Consider the following 19009-nt stretch of genomic DNA (forward strand, 5'->3'; position numbering starts at 1 on the left):
ATCATCCTTCTTTTTCAGAGTTATATGTGATTATACTATCATATTTTATAATAATATCTCCGCATTAATATAAACAAACACTTTGCTTACAATCTCTCCTTCTATTAGAAAACTTTTTTAGAGAAAATCGGTCTAAATTTGTGCTTATATCAATATTTTTATAAGAGATGATGTATTTTCCGCATAAATAATTCTATTCAAAGGGGAGAACAAGCATGGTAGTAGTGCATTTCATTGAAAACAATTCTGTGGTATTAAGTCAGCTGCGGGATAATATACCTGTTGTGGATGAAAACATAAAAATTAAAGGACGTAAAGGAAAAGTAGTTAGCGTTAAGGAAGACGAAAACAAGCAGGTTCAAGTCCATGTTATCTTAGAGCAAGTGGTGAAAAATCAGCCTCAAGCGCTTGATAATAAAAAGAAAAAGAGATAAGAATATAAAAAACACTTTCTCAAACCAAGAGAAAGTGTTTTTTATTCTATCAGCTATTTTTTAAAAATAGTAGCAATGATTTTGTCATATGACATACCACTGTCAACTGTATAAGATCCTGGACGCAAACGGTTTTCTAGTTTCTTTCTCTCTATATCCTTAGAAAATTGAAAGGCGCTTTTTTTGATTAGTTTTGCTTTTAGTAGCTGTTTGCCGACATCATAACTTGTCATGCCCTTTGAAACTTTTACAGTTGTTCTGTACACCACTTTTTGATTGTTGTTGTCGGAAGTAGCATTTTTTTGATCTGCCGCTTTTGCATCGGCCATATTCTTATCATATTCTGCTTTCGTTTGAACAACATAGCCTTTGGTTTCCAGTTTACTTTTCATTTCCTCCTCGGAAGGAAGTACAGTGGTTTTCGAATGATTACCAACCTTATTTTCAGTCGCTTTTGCATCATTGTGATCACTGGATAAATACACAATACCAGTAATACTTGTTGCAATGAATACCCCTGCTGCAAAGCTGCCCAACAAGTTAATTCTCATTTGCAACTTTACCCCCTTCGTCCTTGGAAGTCAGAAAAGGAGCTAGCACTTCTTTAATTTGATCTTCAGATACCTTTTTTTGTGCTGCAATACTTTCAATTGAATATTTGCGATTATACAAATCTAGTACTTCGCGCGTGAAAACTCTATCTTCGGAAGAAAGTTGAATTCCCGCTTCCTTCGCCATAATTTCTAAGTCAAACTCAATATTACGGATAGAATCCTGCATATTATTGATATCGTCCATTACGGATAAGTGAACCATATCAATTCCTTTTTGTTCTGCTTTTGAAGCTTGGCGAGTCATTAAAATGGAAATGATGAGCAACAGAGCTGATACTACAAACAAAATGGTTAATGTCCATTCCATCAGAATAATGTCCTCCTTCTTTTGAATAGATCGTACCAAATTCTTATTATACACGCGAATGATATATTTTTCGATTTAAAATGTGTAAATACATCAAAAGTCGCAAGAATTCGACAAATAGAACCTATGTTACCACAGTTAACCATCCAACAATTACCTATTAAAAGTTATTAAAAATAGAAATTTCACTTAGTATTGATTCGTTTTTCATATAGAATTATATGTAAATGTTATATTTATTTCTTCTATTAATAGAATGTAAGAAGAATCTTTATATGAGGTGATTATATTGGAAAATACTTATTTTTTCACAGGTTTTCCTGGCTTCATTGCTACCTCTTTAATAAAACAAATTATTCACAATGGATATTCCTTCAAACATATGTACCTTCTTGTACTTCCTGGCCAGTTAGAAAAAGCACAAACGGAGATTAATAAAATTTCCTTCGAAGAAAACGTCAGCACCGATCTTTTCATCATTATTACAGGTGACATTACTAAACCACAGCTCGGAATCGAGCAGCAAATAAACGAACAAATTAGAAAAGAAATTACCCATGTCTTTCATCTAGCTGCTATCTATGATCTTGCCGTTCCAGAGAAAATTGCCATGGATGTAAATGTTAATGGAACGAAAAATGTGAATGATTGGATATTAGCTTTACCTGCATTACAGCGATTTGTTTATTTCAGTACTTCCTATGTAGCCGGAAAACGCGAAGGCCATATTTTAGAATCAGAATTAGAGATGGAGCAAAGCTTCAAGAATCATTATGAAAGAACGAAGTATGATGCAGAAGTCTTAGTAAAAGAAATAATGAATGCGGTTCCAACTACCATTATAAGACCTGGCATTGTCGTAGGGCATTCCACATCAGGAGAGACCATTAAGTTTGACGGACCATATTTTATCTTGAATTTTTTGGATAAACTTCGATTCTTCCCTATTATCCCCTATCTTGGAGCGGGTAAGGCAGAGGGGAATTTTGTCCCAGTGGATTATATTTTTAATGCGACCATCTACCTTTCTCATGTTGATGCAGGCATCGGAAAAACATATCAATTAACGGATCCAAGGCCATATACGATGAAGGAAGTATATCGATTGCTTATGAAGGAATACCTTGGAAGAGAACCGCGAGGCACTATACCTCTTTTTCTTGCCAAATCCCTCCTCTCTCTTGCTGTATGCAGAAGGTGGCTAAGGGTAGAAAAGGAAGCCCTCGATTATTTTACTTGTATGGCACATTATGACTGCTCACAAGCCCAAAAGGACTTGCAAGGTTCAGGAATTTCCTGTCCTGATTTTACCGAAGTTATTCCCGCTATGGTACACTTCTATAAAAGACATAAAAATGATTCTGATAAGCATCTTAAAATTAAATAGCTATTCATTCGAGGGGGCCAGTGCCATGGAAAATTATCATCTTTTAATAAAAAAGCAGAAAAATTTCTTTTTAACCAATAAAACAAAAGACATCGAATTTCGAATCAATGCCCTTACTCGCTTAAGGTCTGCAATTATAGCCAACGAAAAGGAATTAATGGCCGCTCTGAAATCCGATTTAAATAAGTCCGAATTTGATGCTTATTCTACAGAAATCGGGGTTGTTCTTGAGGAGATTCGATTTATATTACGAAATTTGAAATCATGGATAAAGCCGAAAAAAGTGAAAACGCCAATCACACATATAGGTTCAAAAAGCTACATTTACTCTGAACCGTATGGGGTAGCGCTAATCATTGCACCCTGGAATTATCCATTTCAGCTTGCAATCGCACCTTTAATTGGGGCAATAGCTGCAGGAAACTGTGCTGTTATAAAGCCTTCTGAGCTTACGCCTAGTACTTCCAAATTGATTGCTAGTCTAATAAATAAAATATATCCGGAAGAGTATGTTTCCGTTGTATTGGGAGGAGTAGAGACTAGTACTGCCCTTCTTCAGGAAAAAGCGGATTACATCTTTTTTACCGGTAGTGTGCCCGTAGGAAGAATCATTATGGAAGCTGCAGCTAAAAACTTAACTCCCTTAACATTAGAGCTTGGTGGTAAAAGCCCTTGTATTGTTCATGAAGACGCGAAGTTAAAACTCGCAGCAAAGCGTATTGCTTGGGGGAAATTTATGAATGCTGGCCAAACCTGTATAGCTCCCGATTACTTGTATTTGCATCAAAATATTAAGAAGGAGTTTTTAGCTCATTTAAAAGATGCCATCATGGAATTATATGGTTTGCAGCCCCTCCAAAACGAACATTTTACACATATCGTCAGTGAAAAGCATTTTTCCAGATTAACCTCATTTTTAACCAATGGAGAAATTAGAGTGGGAGGAAATATAGATCATGAAAAGCTTAAGATAGAACCCACAGTTTTGACGAATATTTCTTGGGAAGATCCAGTAATGGAGGATGAAATTTTCGGCCCCATTCTTCCAGTATTGGAATATACGAACCTGACAGATATCATAAATGAAATTAGAAAGCATCCTAAGCCACTTTCCTTATATCTTTTTACCGAAAGTAATTATGTGCAAAGGGAGATTCTTAACAACCTTTCCTTCGGTGGAGGCTGTGTCAATGATACCGTCTATCATTTCGCCTCCCCTTATCTTCCATTCGGAGGTGTCGGAAACAGCGGAATTGGTGCTTACCATGGAAAAGGAAGCTTCGATACGTTTTCACATCAAAAAAGCATTTTAAAGCAAACCACTCTATTTGATATACCTGTACGATATCCAAATGTAAAAAACGGCCTCCGAAAAATAAAGATGTTTTTAAAATAAACAAGGCATTCTCCTTGTTTATTTTTTTGTCTTCTAGGGAGGAAGTATAACCCTTTCAAATCTATCATAAAAATCCTCCACAGGTATTTTATATGATCATCGCCTGATTGCTCTTATATTGTAGAAAGACTCTACACTAAACAAAGTAAGTGCAGAGTCTATAAACCTTTTATATTTATTTTGTATTTAAAACAGAAACCAATTGGTTCGCCTTAGGACTTCCAATTCCGGTTACAAGATCATAACCAGGTAGTGCAGATAAGCCATTGCTACCAGTCGTTATATCATGAAAATAGGTTGCATATCCACTACTTCCAGTTGTACCTGCAAGACTATAGACCTTGTTTAAAAACTCTGTGCTTGAAAGAGATTGAGAGTGTCCTTCATTTGCCAACGCAACTAGAGCTCCCCACGCAGGTGCGCTAAAGCTTGTTCCACCAACTTGGAACCATCCCATTTGCCCTTGATTTCGTGTACTTGTGTAGACATATACACCAGTATTCGGATCTCCATCAAAAGCAACATCTGGAATACCGCGTTTTGTGCCGACAACATTTTTCCAATTAGATTGATAGGAAGGTGTGCTTACATAGGTGCTCTGTGCGCCACCAGAACCAGACCATGCGGACTCACTACTATAACTACCATCACTTGTAACATTGAGAGTTGTACCGCCTACGGCTACCACATATGGTGAAGATGCTGGCCAAGAGCTTCCTTTTCCGTTGTCTCCTGAAGAAGCAAGATAGGTTATTCCACTATGGTTAAAGTGACTATCATAAGTTGCTTCACCAGAGAATTCGGAACCCCCCCAGCTATTGGAAATGATTGTTGCACCATGATTTGTTGCATAATCTTCGGCAACTAGTAAGTCTGCAATAGATGCCGACTTTGCTGAAACTACCATAATTTTTGCATCCGGTGCAATAGCATGTGCCCATTCAACATCTAAAGCTGTTTCAAGTGCCCAACCGCCATCTGTTTTTGGCTTTCCTTGTGGATAGTCCACTTCTATATTGGCTGCAGTAAGACCGAATTGTTGACTGAATGTTTGTAAATCATTCACAATCGTAGGGCTTCCATATGCTTCAATAAGTGCGATTGTCTGGCCTTTTCCCGTTTTATTAAGTTGATCAATTCCGTATGCCTTTTTGATATCTATAGGGTTAAAAACCCCATTGACATCATTCGGTTTAGCGTTGTTCGTTATGTACTTAAAATAGATTGGATTTTGTACGGCCATTCCTTCCATTTTCTTTGAGTCAGATACCGTCTTAGCATGGATAGATGTGCTTCCAGCAAAAACACTGAATGAGACTAATGCTGCGGCAAATCCAAACTCAGCTTTCTTTAGAAATTTTCTCACTTGGTACTCCTCCTTTAATAGATTTTTAGAATAAAAGCTAAAAACTATGAAGCTGTAAAAAAATATTAATTTTTTTATATAGTATTGTAAATGAATCCATCGATTCATTTACAAAAAATACAGAATTTTCTCTTCCGGATGATATATCTTTTGAACTATGTATTAATCTGGACGGAAAGCTTACCAATGAAATAATTTTTCTTTACAACATAAATTATTTAAGTGCACTAATTTCAATAAATTTCAAATAATTAATATACCAAAATATTATTTTTTCTAAAACTATTAATTTTGTGTTTAATAGGAATAAAATATAACTTGTATACGGTAATAATTGTTAAATCAAGAAATAAATAATTTCTTTAGGGTTTCTAACAGAGAATTAACCCTAATTGATTATTGGCACCAAAATCCCTTCTTTTCCTACCTTTATACCCAGGATTCTTTTCCTGACTCTCTAAAAAAATAAAAACCAATCTCGTACAGGTATACAGGAATCGGAATTATTTATCCAAGAATGTACATTAAGAAGGAATGTAATAAAAATGAACAAGGAAAACAACCTTGTTCATTTTTTACTCTTATAAAGAATCTCTGCTCTTAATTATCCATCATGAAATATTCCATTCCATAATACACTATTTATGACAACTCTTATCTGCATTAAGGAGGCACAAGGGGCAATGAAATTCCAAGACCTAAAGAAAATAAAACTATCAGAGCCTCTTCTCTATATTAAGCGGGAGTTAAAGAAAAAACGAAAAAAACCTTTGGATCAATATAAACTAACAAGCGAGGAAATACTCCTTATCAGACGCATTAAAGAAGAAACAAGTAGATTAAACATCAACAATATTACAAGAACCAAGGCATACTTTGAATTCTATAGGCTTTACCCTGAAATACATTGGGCATTTCTTGGACATATGGTATCACGAAATGGCGGTTGGAATATGACCGATCTTAAAGGTGAGATCTTGTCGAGGATATTAACAAAAAGAGAAGCGGAATTGTTTTTTACCTTTCTAGAAAGAGGGAATTGGCTGATATTTCAAGATGTGTATCCTCAATTACTGGTGTACCAGGAATCCTTAAAAAGACAGCAAAACTTGTTTCATCTATTAAAGCATATGAATATTTCAATATTCATGGAAGTAATTTGGGACTATTTCTGGCTGTACCATGATTTATATATTCTTACTGTTGCACAAATTATGAATGAGCAAAGCTATTTAGAACAAAGAGTATTGAAGGATCATATCTATAAGAAGGAAATTTTGGATTCCATAGAATTCAAATTACAAGACTTACTTTCCATGAATCATATATTATTCCCCTTTCTTCTTCAAGACAAAATAAAGCTGATAGGTCAAACTCTTCATCATTTCGAAAGCTTGCACGAACGGATTATGCTGGGAAAACGTCTATATTTCATCTTATTTCGCAATCAAACGCTTCTAAATCTAATAGAACGCTGGGCAGAACAGGTTCCACACACCGGCTCTCGCAAGGACTACTGGCCACACATCTTTAATGATGTAGATGAAGGGGTGCCAGGCACCGTATTTAAACCAAAAATAAAATCATGTGAACTGCTGCCTAGTGCAACCAAAATCTATAGTCCGAGGCTAGATATTGTTTGGAAGAATAGAAAGCAGGAACCGGCAGAAATAATAGATTGGTATAAGGATTGGAAAATAATTTATTACTTAATGGATAAGGAAGAAAAGGCAGATGAAAATATTGAAAAAGAATATTGTAAAACACTTGAAAGACTCGAGCTCGCAGCCAATACAAAAAAGATCATATCCCATTTCTATTAAAAGCTTACTTCCAACCATTTTTGTCGCATCCCTTATTGGATCTTACCTAGACCTATACTTTGTTGGAAAAGGGCTGTATGTTTTCCCCAAGCGTCCAATGCCGGATATATTTCAAATTAATATTGCATTTACTCTCTTTGGTCTTCCCGTTTTTGTCACTGCCTTTCTTTTCGTTTGTAACCGGTTAAAGTCATGGCAGAAAATATGGTATATTTTCATAATCAGCTTAATAATGTCAGGATTCGAACGCATTTCAGAAGAACTCGGATATTTTATCCATACAGATGCTTGGAAACATATATACTCCTTTCTAGGATATATAATCTATTTAACTATTATTTATATTTTTTTTGAATGGCTTAAAGACTAACCGAATGTTTTTTCATATTCTACAAGTGTAAGCTGCTGTGTTAGCTTTTCCTCACCTATTAATATAAAGCCTGCTTTTTCATAAAAATGTCTGTTTTTTACGTTATCCTTTTGTGTTTTTAAAGTCCACTTTTTAGCTTTCGGATACATTTCTTCCACCATCTTCAAAACTTTCATACCGTAGCCTTGATTTTGAAAGGACGGGCTTAGACAAATTTGATTCAAGACATAATGTGTTTCGGAAATTCTACGAATATCGATGGAACCGGCAATCATTCCCTTAATATAAATCGTATAATGCTGTGCAAAGATTATTTTTTGAAAAAGGGAATTCATGGTTTCTGCTGCAGGAGATCCAGCAAAATCTCGATATTTTTCCAAATCATCATGAAATGCTTCTCTTTGAATGTCTAGCAACGCCTGCGCATCCTCCACCTTTGTTTTCAACACTTTAATATCCATATCCCCCACCCCTTGCAAATTATTTCCCCTTTTTCAGCTTTAATTTCGTTCTTATTCCAGAATAAATTGCAATAACGAGTCCGCCAACAACATCGGCAATCAAATCTGTCATTGTATCGGAATTACCTCCACCCTGCATGGTGGTTCCAAAAAATTGATCACAGGAAAACTCATATACTTCCCACAATACTCCCCCGAGTCCAGCAAATCCAAAGGTAAACAAAAATACAAACCAAGGAGAGATTCCTGCACCCGCTTTGCGATGAATAAGTCTTTCATATAAAGCAACGGCTGTAAAAGCCAGTATACCACCGCTAATAAAATGAACAAATGTATCCCACCAGCCAAGACCATACCAACCTCTAATCGTGCCTAGATATTGGGATCCAAATAGAAAAATAAAATAGGAAATGATGATGGGTAAATTAAATTTTAGCTTCGTAAATAACGCCAACAAAAGTGGGATTGCCCCGCAAACGACACCTCCAACACCGACCCATGCCTTCTTCATTTCTTCCGTCTGAAAGTGATAAAATGCCATAATCCCCATAAAAATCACGTATAACAAGCTAATGAAGATCACAAATTTGCGATTCATCCTATCACCTCCGAAAAATTATATCCGCTGCTTCCGTACAGCACCATACATTGCGATTATTAATCCGCCAACAAGACCTGCGAGCAAGTCAAGCATTGTATCCGTGTTTCCCCCACGCTGCATTGTATGTGTAACGAATTGATCTCCTAAAAACTCATATATCTCCCATAATATGCTTGCAAGAACCGCCAGCGATACAACAAAAAGAAAAATAATCATGCGAGATATCTCGCCTCTAATAGTTTTACGGGCAAAAACCTTGAATAAAGTAATTCCTATATACCCAACCAATATTCCTTTATATAAATGGAGGGTTGAGTCCCACCATTTATAATGGAGATAAAAGCTTGCAATCGATCCTAAATAAGTAGTACAAAATAAGAACAAATAGTAGCCGAAAATCGTTGGAATGTTAAATGGATTTTCCTTCAAAAATAATAAGCCGAGAGGTAAAGCACTGACTATGATGCCACCAAGTGCAACCTGCCATCGTGATGAATCTCCCTTCGAAATATAAATAACCATAAGGATTGCCATAAATACAATAAAAATGATACTTAGAAAAATAATTAGGAATTTCTTCACCCGACTATTCCCCTTTAATAAAATTGATATACTTATAAAATATCCCATCCTTTCAAATACATCCGTATTGATTTATTATTGCAATAAAAAAACTGTCCCATATGGTGTCAGTCACCTTACAGGACAGTTCTTGTAATTCTTATTTATTCATAAAAGCCTCGATTTCTTCCACGGAACGAATAATATCTTTAGATAGGTTATCGTATCCATTTTCAGTAACTAACACATCATCTTCTATACGAATACCGATGCCTTCTTCTTCGATATAAAGACCAGGTTCTACCGTTAATACCATTCCCGGCTCTAAAACCTTGTCTCGATAATTTCCAACATCATGTGTATCAAGACCTAGCGAATGACTGACACCATGATAATAATATTTACTGATTTCACTTTCTTCTTTGATTAATCCGAGCTTAAGACACTCTTCCGCTAAAACCTTCTTCGTATGCTCATTGAGCTTCGTGAACGGTACTCCTGGTTTAATAAGCTCAGTTGTTTCTTTTAATGCTCTTAGTACAATATTGTAAAATGTTTTTTGTCTTTCACTGAATTTACCATTCACAGGGAAGGTAAAACTGATGTCTGCGCTGTAATAGTCGTACTGAGCTCCTAAATCCAACAGAACGAGGTTTCCATCTTCCGCAACCGAATTATTTTTATCATAATGAAGAACTGTACCATTTTGTCCACTTGCAACAATTGTAGGGAAGGCAAAATCCTTCACTCCCTCAGATTTGAGCACGAAATCAAAGTGGGCTTCAAGCTGATATTCCTTCATACCAGGTTTGGCATTGCTCATAAGATTGTAAATCCCATTTTTCGTAATTTCGATAGCTTGTTTGATTTTTTCTATTTCTTCCGGTTTTTTGTACAGTCTTAAATCACAAATAATCGGATAGACATTTTTAATTTGTAGGAAAGGAAAATTTGTCTGCACTTCTTTTACAAAAAGCTGCGGTTTTGTTGTAACGGTATCTAATTCACTTCTTTCTAAATCCACATAAAGTCTTGCAGACTGCAAGGAAGAAACTGTTCTTGAAAAAAACGTACGGAACTGCTCTGTGAATTGTATATTTTTAACACCGGAAAGTTCCTGAGCCTCCTCTGTTGAAACAGTCTTTCCAACCCATTTTTCCATGACAGGATCCGATTTTTCAATAAATAGGTATTCGTCAACCTTATTATCTCGCTTAAAGGCAAGAAAAATATTATTTGGCTCATTAATACCGGTTATATAATAAAAATTGCGATTAGGCACAAATTTATACGCTTCATCCGCTGACTTATGTGGTGCTTTGCCGGCAAATAAAACAAGCAATGTATTCTCCTCAAGCTGTTGATATAAATTTTCACGATTATGTACAAAAAACTCTTTGTTCAAGACAATCCCTCTCCTCTGCTATTTCTATTATTTTATTTATCTTTTTATTATACTCCACTATTTGAATTTTTTTAATTAATAAATCTTATAAAAAAAGAAGCCCGTTTTAATACGAACTTCCTTTTTGGAAATATTATTTTTGCTTCAATATTTCTTTCAGTTTTTGATATTCCTCCACATCAATTTCTCCGGATGCTAAACGCTTATCCAGGATGCTAAATGAATCCGGATAGTTTTCATTTGAAAAATATCTTCTTCCCTTTCGTATCCTAAAATTTACGAATAGAAGAATAAGGATTAATATAAACAGAAAACAAAATGGATGAACAACTCCCCAATAATGCATAATTATCTACTCCTTTTATTTTTTATTAAACCAATGGCAGCTTGCGACATAACTAAAGCTCTCCAAAATAACACTAATGCAATAATCGGATGCAGCGCGGAAACAAAAGGTACTTTTCCAATGAGACTAGCAGTAACATATTGTAATACAATCATTAGAAAGAGGCTTGCACTATCCCATTTCCACAATTTAGGAATACCTCCAAACAAGGAGATAATGAACATAATGACTGGTATAAACTCAAATAAGTGAACAAAACTCTGATGGTATGACCAATCTCCAATATGAACAAATATTGCTATCCCAGCAAAAAACACTTGGACCAAAATACTAATGAAAAAAAGTATGGATAGAATCATATAAATCATTCTAAATGTGTTTTTACCAGGTACTTGATGGTCCAAATTAATCATCTCCTCTATGCTGCTCGGATTCTTCTTCCCCATGGCTTGTATACGGAAATAGCGTACATCACTGCCAAAGAGAATATTTGCAGACAAATCCCTGTCCAAAGATATGCCTGATTAATGACATCGACAGATTGGTTCTCCGTAGATAAAGTGAAAGCTTGTAATGTCCATACCTGCATACCCCATAAATTGATAGCAATCACAAGTAAGGTCAAACCCTCCTTCGCAAGAATCCAATAATAACGAAACAATCCCCATTTTGTCCCTACAGACAGAATAATTCCGGTAATAGTTGTCCCAATAGTCGATGCACGAACCGATGTTTTTGCTAAAATGGTCATTGCATGAAAACAAGCGTTGGCCGTCTGATGATTACCGGCAGAAGCAGTGATACTGAAAATCAGAAAAGCTATCATATTTCCAAACATAATTGCTGCAAACAAAAGATGGAATGTAAGCAACAGCTTTTTGGACTTTACGGAAAGCTTCAGTCTCCTCCCCTCCTCATAGATAAACTATCTTTTTACAAGTCTTATTGTATGGGGCAAATCTAAACCCGCTCTTAACCAAATATTTAATAATTATTAAATGAATGAAGTTCATAATGGTATTTAATCCTTTAATTAATAAAAAAAGAAAGCCATTCTTTATCCTTTTTTAAGAGATTAAGAATGACTTTGTTTATGGTTTTAAGCGATACCCAGTTCCCCAAACCGTTTCTAAATAGTTTGGATTACTCGGATCCACTTCCATTTTTTCACGTATTCTTCTTACATGGACCGTAACCGTTGATGTGTCTCCAAGCGCATCGAAGCCCCAAATTCTCTCAAATAAATGCTCTTTGCTGAAGACTTGATTAGGATGCATTGCTAAAAAGGTTAATAAATCAAACTCTCGAGCAGTCAGTAAGATTTCTTTTTCATTTACAAAAACTTGCCTTGAGCTCTTATTAATATATAATCCGCGAATTTGTATATCATCCAAAGGCTCGTTTTTTCGAATGAGCCTTTCATATCGAGCAAGATGCGCTTTAACCCTAGCTACTAACTCACTTGGGCTAAAAGGCTTCACGATATAATCATCTGCTCCGAGGCCAAAACCGCGGACTTTATCAATATCATCATTTTTAGCAGTTACCATTAGGATCGGGATGTCTGTCTGTTTTCTAAGTTCCTTACATAGCTCAAAACCATTACCATGTGGAATCATCAAGTCTAAAATAACTAAATCGATGCTTCCGTTCACTGCTAAATCCATAGCTTTCCTTCCGTCCTCTAGCATATGGACCGCAAATCCCTCTATCTCTAAATAATCCCTTTCTAGCTCTGCTATACTTTGATCATCTTCAATGATTAAAATACGCTTCATTCGTTATCACCTTCAGTAACCGGTTTCTTAAGCGTAAAATGGATGGTTAATCCTTCTCCCTCTGCGCTCTCTGCCCATATTTTTCCACCATGAGCTTCTATTATTTGCGATGCTATTGCCAGTCCTAGTCCGCTCCCGCCTGTTTTCACATTTCGAGATGGATCCGTTCGGTAAAAGCGGTGGAATATCCTATTTATTTCAGCAAGTTCAACCCCTGGACCATTATCTTTAATGGATACTTGAACAACTTTATCCGTATCTTTTATGTTGATACCAAGCTTACATATTTCTTTATCATTGTATTTGATACTGTTTCTTACAATATTATTCATCACACGAATGAACTTATCAGGATCCATTATAACTCGAAGTGACCTTTCAGCTACTAGAGATACCTCAAGATTGCTTACATTTTCAAGACTTAATTCTTCTATATAGTCCTTCATAAAACGTTGAATGTTTACTTCTTCAAAATGAAAAGGCAAACTCTTTACATCTAGTTTGGAGTATAACGAAAGTTCATCTATTAAACGGTCCATATGCTCTGATTTTGCATGAATCGTACGAAGATATTTGGTAAGCTTTTCTTCTGTATTGGCGACCCCATCCATGATTCCTTCCACATAACCTTTGATTGACGTTATTGGTGTCTTCAAATCATGGGATATATTTGCGATCAATTCTTTGCGATTACTTTCAAATTGCTCTCTTAATTCCAATGATTCCTTTAACTTTTTTCGCATAGAGTCGAAGCTTAGGACGAGTTTTCCTAATTCATCCTTGCTTGATGACTTCATTTCAAAATCTAAATTCCCTTGGCTAATTTTCTCTGCTGCAGAGCTCAATTGACGAACGGGTCTTAATATACTTCTGGACATGAAATAGGATAGAACTGCATTGGTGGATACCAAAATAATCACAATGCCGAAAAAAATAAGAGGAAAATAACTTCGAGCAAATTGTGCAAAATTTATACTTTTATCGATGAAAAAAATGGTCCCTTCTGCACCATCCTTAAAATAAAAATCATGTTGCCTCACCGAATATTGTATATGGTTAAACCATACGACTGGACTGTAACCTTCCTTTCCGAATACCGGAAGATCCCTGTCAGCTATTTTTGACACATATTTCGATCGGTATAATGTTTCGTTTCCTTTTCTTATGATGAATCCCGTTTGGCTCTTCTCCAAATTTTTGCTTACAGAATCAAGATAATCTTTGTCCGATAATTTTTTCGGTTGGAGGGCTGCGAGCTTAGTTAGTTGATTAAAGGTAGAAGTATTATTGCTGCCGGGATCTTGCCAGCCTTGATGTAAATGACTGTTAAATATCCTAAAATCCCCTCTAAATACAACATTCAATAATATAAAATAAAGGATTAAAATAAATATCGGCATTAAAACCATTGCAGCATTAGAAATAAACAGCCTTTTTCGGATTGACATAAAAACACCTTCATTATAGTTTCATTACTTTGTACAGTAGTACCTATTTCTTAAATGGAGCAAAACAAATTCTTAACAATTTATTAAATTTATTTGGTTACTGATATATTCAAAGATTATCATGATGTCGATTCTTTATCCATGATTTTAAAAAGGCTTATTTCTAAATGTTGCTGATATGTAGACAACCCTTTTTCATGTCTGTGTCTAAAAAAGATAACAACAAATATGATTTATGGAGATATTGCAAGATTTTCTTGGGGTATATTATGAAAAGTTACTTTTATTAAACGTCATGGGCTTGATTGCTCGGGCATTCTTTTTAATACAATTTATATAATACTTTTTGTTGCTGCTTTGCACAGAGATGTTGTCCAATAGAGAGTAAATATGAGACATTTTGTCTTTCACTCACCTTATGAAAGACATTTTATCCTTGCTTGCCACACATTTTGTCCTTCATCCACCTTATGAAAGAGATTTTACCCTTGCTTGCTACACATTTTGTCCTTCATCCACCTTATGAAAGACATTTTGCCTTGGTCTACCACACATTTTGTCCTTCATCCACCTTATGAAAGACATTTTAGCTTTGTCTGCCACACATTTTGTCCTTCATCCACCTTATGAAAGACATTTTGCCTTTGTCTTCCACACATTTTGTCCTTCATCCACCTTATGAAAGACATTTTGCCCTTGCTTGCTACACATTTTGTCCTTCATCCACCTTATGAAAGACATTTTGCCTTTGTCTTCCACCTATTTTGTCCTTCATCCACCTTATGAAAGACATTTTTCCCTTGCTTGCCACACATTTTGTCCTTCATCCACCTTATGAAAGACATTTTATCCTTGCTTGCTACACATTTTGTCCTTCATCCACCCTATGAAGGACATTTTAGCTTTGTCTGCTACACATTTTGTCCTTCATCCACCTTATGAAAGACATTTTGCCTTTGTCTACCACACATTTTGTCCTTCATCCTATCCTGAATCTAACCTTTTAAATCCATCGTCAAGCTAGCCCAAGCCTCAATGGAAAGTAGCTTTATTCAAAGAGCCTCAAATAAAATGAGTCAATTTCCAATATTTTAAAGCTATTCTTCCTAAATAATTGTAAAAAATAATGTCAAATAGTTTGTAGAATGAGGTAAAAATCCATGAAACAAAATGTATTTATCATATTATTACTGTTTCTGTTTACTGGCTTCTGGTCTACTAGTACATATGCGACTACAAATAATAATGAAAATCTGGTTGACTTCCAAATCGAAATGCTTGATTGGAAAAAGGTGAATAAAATTATACCTCGCTATTCCAAATTTACCGTTATTGATGTTGAGACGAGAAAAAGCTTTCGAGTTCAAAGAAGAGCGGGAAGATTTCATGCAGACGTACAGCCCTTAACGAAAAAAGATACGAAGATTATGAAAGAAATTTATAACGGTCAATGGAGCTGGCGCAGGAGGGCAATCCTAATACAATCCCAGAATAAATTAATCGCCGCTTCCATGCATGGGATGCCTCATGGAGCGGGAGCACTCGATAATGGCTTTCGTGGTCATTTTTGCATTCATTTTAAGGGAAGTGTGACACATCGGTCCGAAAGGTCTGACTTATCTCACCAGGTAATGATCCATAAGGCTGGAGGAACAATTGATGAGTTTGTTCGTGATTTAACAGCTGATCAATTGACAACTACTTTTTTAGTATTTATAAAAAATGGAGATTTGGGATTAGCTAAAAAAGTAGCATTAACCAACCACAAAAAAATAAAAAAAGAACTCCAAAAAATTAAAGCCATTGATGCAATCAATTGGAAACTGTTGAATTCAGAAGAACTAGATCCATATGCCTTGGAAGCATCTATACCTGTGGAAGTAAGTATGATGGTTAAAAAAGTAGGTCCGGTAAAAACAACGGTCACCTTTCAACTGATTAGAACATCGCCAATCTCACCTTGGAAAATCAATGTAGATCCTTTGCTGTCCCTAACGAAGAAGTAATTATAGATGGAGGTGGAACAAATTCATGAAAATACTTATAGCTTTATTCATAATGTCTACCTATGCAATTGCGGAAAATACTATAAACCTAACTCTAGAAGGAAAAAGTCTTGGAGCAGTTCAAAGATCAGAATTTGTTCTGCCTCCATTTGATTATTCCGTGATTAACGATGAAAAGATGAACCATTTTCTAAAACAAATGGAAGAAAAAACATATAAGAACCCAATGAATGCAACCTTTAATGAAAAAGGGGCATTAATAAGCGAAAAGCCAGGTTATAAGCTTAATAAACCGAAATTTATGGATATGTTTTATACGGCTTATTTTAAAAGTGGTCCCGCCGCTTTTGAGGTTCCCCTACAAACTATTTATCCTAGAGTGGATAGCGAACTTCTTGATAATCTTCGTGAGAAAAGAATTGGCAGCTATGTTACTTTCTTTAATAGTTCCAATAAAGAGCGCACACATAATATTCGACTTGCTGCGAATGCCATTAACGGTCATGTTGTTTTTCCAGGAGAAACATTTTCTTTCAATAAAATTGTGGGTAAACGAACTGTTGCAAAAGGCTATCTTCCAGCACCTGTCATCGTTAGAGGCGAGCTTTCCGAAGGTGTTGGCGGTGGTATTTGCCAAGTCTCCTCCACTTTATTCAATGCTGTTGATAAGGCTAGTGTCGACATTACAGAACGGTATTCCCACAGTAGGCGTGTGCCATATGTTCCGCCAAATAGAGATGCCACCGTAAGTTGGTATGGCCCTGATTTTAAATTTAAAAATCCTCACAATCGACCACTCCTGATAAGGGCACGAGTGATTGGAGGACAATTATTCGTTGTCGTTTTATCATCTGATGAAATTATATACAAGCCTAAAGATATACCTAGTGCACCAAAAAGGCTGCCAGTGGAGGTTAACTCCAAACAAAAAGGCGAAAACTAGTTTTATTAAAAAATCAACGTTTCAGCAAAACGTTGATTTTCTAAACCTTTAAGATTGGCTTGTAAACATACGTCTATAATTATCCAGAAGATTAGTTAGTCTATGAGATAGGTCTATCAGCCAATTCGGATCATTTTCGGAAATATCTATATCTACTGCCCTGTAAAGTCTTGTAAAGGAAAGAATATTATGCACCCTTTTAAACCATGCAGCATCCTTCCATAATGCTGAATCGATTTCTGTCACGCTTGTATACCCTAATAAAAATTGTCGGACGCAAGGATTTTCCATATTAACACCATTTCCCATTACATCTCTTAGAGCAAACAAAATATCTGCACCATACCAATGAATCGAACAATCATCAAAATCCAATATTCCTATTGTACCGCCGTCCCAACGAAGATTATCGAGTTCAAAGTCAAAATGGATCATACCTATTTGTTTTTCTGGAATTTGAATGGTTTTTGCCCATTTTATGATTTGTTCTAATTCTTTTAGGGCAGCTGTTTCAGCTTGCGGCAGCTGTTTTTTCACCTGGGATAATTGCTTTAACCAATGCGGACGAAGCTCGTTCAAATGTTCAGGAAGCGTTTGCAAGCTTTGATGAAGCTGCCCAAGCGCTCTCCCCCATTCCACATATTGGTCCTGAGATAAATCTTCTATTTCATATTGCTTTCCAGGCAAGCCTTCAAATACTACTGCAAAATATTCTCCGTTATCAGCATGGATGCTTTCAATAAATTGCTGATTTCTTGACTTCACAGGCTTCACTACTTTTACTGGAGTGCCTTGCAAATAGAGTAGGATTTCTATTTCGGCTTCCATCCACTGTTTTTCACGCTCAGAGGATTCATTAAATCGCAAGAAATGGGTAACCCCTTCCTTTTTGAAGATAAATACAAAGTTTGCGGAAGATCGGAAATAATAGACAGATCCTTTGTCATATCCCCATCTTTCTAAAATCTCTTCAGCAAATGGACTGCGCCACTCCTCATTCACTGTTTCTACCACTTTTCTCATTGTGCTTAATTTCATCATTTTGATATCCTCCAAATTCAAATAATAAAATGTGGAAAATAACAAAATGGATATAATGCTGTTTTTTCTCATGCAAAAAACCACGGAATAATTTTCATACATTCTGTGGTTTTTATGCAATCCTTATAAAAATATCCGAACATTCATTACCAATCAAGACTTAATTTAATCCGCAGGAGTGATTGGCAATAATCATTATATCCATCGTTATTTTCATACAGATTGACATCGCACATTTCACTCCCTTCCTTTTAATTAAGAAAAATATACCAATGATTGTATGTATTGTCAATCATAAATAATTATTCATTGAAATGCTGCTTGCAATATTCCTCTACCATTTCCTTCTCATCATCTTCCAATTCAAAATCAAGGTATTGATCTGTTATTTTTTCATAAATTTGATATTGCGCCACACGGGATTCGTTACCTTCCACAACAAATATCGTTTTTATGTATAAACCATTTTGGGAATAAAGCTCATCCTCTTCTGGAACTTCAATTGTAAGGATAAATTCATAACGATCCCCTGTTAAAATCCCTGTAGGGTCTTCTAGCTTCTCTATCGTATGTCCAGTAATATTCATTATTATCGTCCTTTCACATTTCTTTACTTGTATGTTCTATTAACACCTTCATTATTATACACTTCACATGAAATGAATAAATAGATTTTCATGTTATTTATAAAGATTCATTTCGTAAACTTTGTTGCGATTGGA

At 35.6% G+C, this 19009-nt stretch carries 21 protein-coding genes; 7 read left to right on the forward strand and 14 right to left on the reverse strand.

What is annotated here, in order from left to right; translation table 11 throughout:
• Positions 1 to 215 precede the first annotated feature (215 nt).
• Positions 216 to 434, forward strand: coding sequence for a hypothetical protein (locus tag KHA87_RS07015; RefSeq protein WP_213093372.1), 219 nt, complete (start codon positions 216 to 218; stop codon positions 432 to 434).
• 53 nt (positions 435 to 487) lie between these two features.
• Here the strand turns inward: KHA87_RS07015 and KHA87_RS07020 are convergent, their stop codons facing one another.
• Together KHA87_RS07020 and KHA87_RS07025 are read right to left on the reverse strand one after the other, a co-directional pair.
• A complete protein-coding gene (locus KHA87_RS07020) occupies positions 488 to 985 on the reverse strand; it encodes an MltG/YceG/YrrL family protein (RefSeq protein ID WP_213093373.1) in 498 nt (165 codons plus the stop codon).
• Entirely contained in the window at positions 975 to 1355 is a 381-nt protein-coding gene (locus KHA87_RS07025) for a hypothetical protein (protein WP_213093374.1), read from the reverse strand. The genes KHA87_RS07020 and KHA87_RS07025 overlap by 11 nt, the downstream gene beginning before the upstream one ends.
• Before the next feature lie 280 nt (positions 1356 to 1635).
• Between KHA87_RS07025 and KHA87_RS07030 the strand changes: the two genes are divergently transcribed.
• Complete coding sequence (locus KHA87_RS07030; protein ID WP_349305559.1) at positions 1636 to 2742, forward strand: SDR family oxidoreductase; 1107 nt, start codon at positions 1636 to 1638, stop codon at positions 2740 to 2742.
• Positions 2743 to 2767: 25 nt separating this feature from the next.
• Complete coding sequence (locus KHA87_RS07035) at positions 2768 to 4138, forward strand: aldehyde dehydrogenase (RefSeq protein WP_213093376.1); 1371 nt, start codon at positions 2768 to 2770, stop codon at positions 4136 to 4138.
• Positions 4139 to 4313: 175 nt separating this feature from the next.
• Here KHA87_RS07035 and KHA87_RS07040 read toward each other — a convergent pair whose 3' ends face one another.
• Positions 4314 to 5504 (reverse strand): S53 family peptidase, encoded by a 1191-nt coding sequence (locus KHA87_RS07040; RefSeq protein WP_213093377.1) that lies wholly within the window; start codon positions 5502 to 5504, stop codon positions 4314 to 4316.
• Between the two features lie 683 nt (positions 5505 to 6187).
• On the opposite strand from KHA87_RS07040, the gene KHA87_RS07045 reads away from it, so the two are divergent.
• Positions 6188 to 7327, forward strand: a complete 1140-nt coding sequence (locus KHA87_RS07045; RefSeq protein WP_213093378.1) for a DUF2515 family protein — start codon at positions 6188 to 6190, stop codon at positions 7325 to 7327.
• Positions 7239 to 7697, forward strand: a complete 459-nt coding sequence (locus KHA87_RS22580) for a CBO0543 family protein (protein WP_481748337.1) — start codon at positions 7239 to 7241, stop codon at positions 7695 to 7697. Before KHA87_RS07045 ends, KHA87_RS22580 begins: the two co-directional genes overlap by 89 nt.
• Here the strand turns inward: KHA87_RS22580 and KHA87_RS07050 are convergent.
• The 9 genes from KHA87_RS07050 to KHA87_RS07090 form a co-directional block, all read right to left on the reverse strand.
• A complete protein-coding gene (locus KHA87_RS07050) occupies positions 7694 to 8158 on the reverse strand; it encodes a GNAT family N-acetyltransferase (RefSeq protein ID WP_213093379.1) in 465 nt (154 codons plus the stop codon). The two genes, KHA87_RS22580 and KHA87_RS07050, sit on opposite strands and share 4 nt — an antisense overlap.
• Positions 8159 to 8177: 19 nt before the next feature.
• On the reverse strand, positions 8178 to 8756 hold the full coding sequence (locus KHA87_RS07055) for a DUF2238 domain-containing protein (protein WP_213093380.1): 579 nt from the start codon (positions 8754 to 8756) through the stop codon (positions 8178 to 8180).
• An 18-nt stretch (positions 8757 to 8774) separates the two neighbouring features.
• Positions 8775 to 9341: a DUF2238 domain-containing protein gene (locus tag KHA87_RS07060; protein ID WP_213093381.1), complete on the reverse strand. Its 567-nt coding sequence runs from the start codon at positions 9339 to 9341 to the stop codon at positions 8775 to 8777.
• Positions 9342 to 9480: 139 nt separating this feature from the next.
• Positions 9481 to 10725: an aminopeptidase P family protein gene (locus KHA87_RS07065; RefSeq protein ID WP_213093382.1), complete on the reverse strand. Its 1245-nt coding sequence runs from the start codon at positions 10723 to 10725 to the stop codon at positions 9481 to 9483.
• 133 nt (positions 10726 to 10858) lie between these two features.
• A complete protein-coding gene (locus tag KHA87_RS07070; protein WP_213093383.1) occupies positions 10859 to 11071 on the reverse strand; it encodes an SHOCT domain-containing protein in 213 nt (70 codons plus the stop codon).
• A 2-nt stretch (positions 11072 to 11073) separates the two neighbouring features.
• A complete protein-coding gene (locus KHA87_RS07075; protein ID WP_213093384.1) occupies positions 11074 to 11475 on the reverse strand; it encodes a DUF6220 domain-containing protein in 402 nt (133 codons plus the stop codon).
• A gap of 14 nt (positions 11476 to 11489) precedes the next feature.
• Positions 11490 to 11897, reverse strand: coding sequence for a hypothetical protein (locus tag KHA87_RS07080; RefSeq protein WP_249310171.1), 408 nt, complete (start codon positions 11895 to 11897; stop codon positions 11490 to 11492).
• A 265-nt stretch (positions 11898 to 12162) separates the two neighbouring features.
• Positions 12163 to 12849: a response regulator transcription factor gene (locus KHA87_RS07085; RefSeq protein ID WP_213093385.1), complete on the reverse strand. Its 687-nt coding sequence runs from the start codon at positions 12847 to 12849 to the stop codon at positions 12163 to 12165.
• A complete protein-coding gene (locus tag KHA87_RS07090; protein WP_213093386.1) occupies positions 12846 to 14297 on the reverse strand; it encodes a sensor histidine kinase in 1452 nt (483 codons plus the stop codon). The genes KHA87_RS07085 and KHA87_RS07090 overlap by 4 nt, the downstream gene beginning before the upstream one ends.
• A gap of 1160 nt (positions 14298 to 15457) precedes the next feature.
• On the opposite strand from KHA87_RS07090, the gene KHA87_RS07095 reads away from it, so the two are divergent.
• Both KHA87_RS07095 and KHA87_RS07100 read left to right on the forward strand, forming a co-directional pair.
• Positions 15458 to 16303, forward strand: a complete 846-nt coding sequence (locus KHA87_RS07095) for a hypothetical protein (RefSeq protein WP_213093387.1) — start codon at positions 15458 to 15460, stop codon at positions 16301 to 16303.
• 25 nt (positions 16304 to 16328) lie between these two features.
• Positions 16329 to 17246, forward strand: coding sequence for a VanW family protein (locus tag KHA87_RS07100; RefSeq protein ID WP_213093388.1), 918 nt, complete (start codon positions 16329 to 16331; stop codon positions 17244 to 17246).
• 48 nt (positions 17247 to 17294) lie between these two features.
• Here the strand turns inward: KHA87_RS07100 and KHA87_RS07105 are convergent, their stop codons facing one another.
• Positions 17295 to 18287 carry a phosphotransferase enzyme family protein gene (locus KHA87_RS07105; protein ID WP_213093389.1) on the reverse strand — a complete coding sequence of 331 codons (993 nt, stop codon included), beginning with the start codon at positions 18285 to 18287 and terminating at the stop codon, positions 17295 to 17297.
• Between the two features lie 302 nt (positions 18288 to 18589).
• A complete protein-coding gene (locus KHA87_RS07110; protein WP_213093390.1) occupies positions 18590 to 18874 on the reverse strand; it encodes a DUF6509 family protein in 285 nt (94 codons plus the stop codon).
• Positions 18875 to 19009 lie beyond the last annotated feature (135 nt).

Source organism: Bacillus sp. FJAT-49736 (assembly GCF_018343615.1).
Lineage (GTDB): Bacteria > Bacillota > Bacilli > Bacillales > Bacillaceae_C > Margalitia.

Bases quoted from the DNA above. Each gene is read 5' to 3' on its own strand.
- KHA87_RS07015 (WP_213093372.1), top strand. From the start codon at position 216: ATGGTAGTAGTGCATTTCATTGAAAACAATTCTGTGGTATTAAGTCAG.
- KHA87_RS07020 (WP_213093373.1), bottom strand. From the start codon at position 985: ATGAGAATTAACTTGTTGGGCAGCTTTGCAGCAGGGGTATTCATTGCA.
- KHA87_RS07025 (WP_213093374.1), bottom strand. From the start codon at position 1,355: ATGGAATGGACATTAACCATTTTGTTTGTAGTATCAGCTCTGTTGCTC.
- KHA87_RS07035 (WP_213093376.1), top strand. From the start codon at position 2,768: ATGGAAAATTATCATCTTTTAATAAAAAAGCAGAAAAATTTCTTTTTA.
- KHA87_RS07045 (WP_213093378.1), top strand. From the start codon at position 6,188: ATGAAATTCCAAGACCTAAAGAAAATAAAACTATCAGAGCCTCTTCTC.
- KHA87_RS22580 (WP_481748337.1), top strand. From the start codon at position 7,239: ATGAAAATATTGAAAAAGAATATTGTAAAACACTTGAAAGACTCGAGC.
- KHA87_RS07050 (WP_213093379.1), bottom strand. From the start codon at position 8,158: ATGGATATTAAAGTGTTGAAAACAAAGGTGGAGGATGCGCAGGCGTTG.
- KHA87_RS07055 (WP_213093380.1), bottom strand. From the start codon at position 8,756: ATGAATCGCAAATTTGTGATCTTCATTAGCTTGTTATACGTGATTTTT.
- KHA87_RS07070 (WP_213093383.1), bottom strand. From the start codon at position 11,071: ATGCATTATTGGGGAGTTGTTCATCCATTTTGTTTTCTGTTTATATTA.
- KHA87_RS07080 (WP_249310171.1), bottom strand. From the start codon at position 11,897: ATGATAGCTTTTCTGATTTTCAGTATCACTGCTTCTGCCGGTAATCAT.
- KHA87_RS07085 (WP_213093385.1), bottom strand. From the start codon at position 12,849: ATGAAGCGTATTTTAATCATTGAAGATGATCAAAGTATAGCAGAGCTA.
- KHA87_RS07090 (WP_213093386.1), bottom strand. From the start codon at position 14,297: ATGTCAATCCGAAAAAGGCTGTTTATTTCTAATGCTGCAATGGTTTTA.
- KHA87_RS07095 (WP_213093387.1), top strand. From the start codon at position 15,458: ATGAAACAAAATGTATTTATCATATTATTACTGTTTCTGTTTACTGGC.
- KHA87_RS07100 (WP_213093388.1), top strand. From the start codon at position 16,329: ATGAAAATACTTATAGCTTTATTCATAATGTCTACCTATGCAATTGCG.
- KHA87_RS07105 (WP_213093389.1), bottom strand. From the start codon at position 18,287: ATGATGAAATTAAGCACAATGAGAAAAGTGGTAGAAACAGTGAATGAG.
- KHA87_RS07110 (WP_213093390.1), bottom strand. From the start codon at position 18,874: ATGAATATTACTGGACATACGATAGAGAAGCTAGAAGACCCTACAGGG.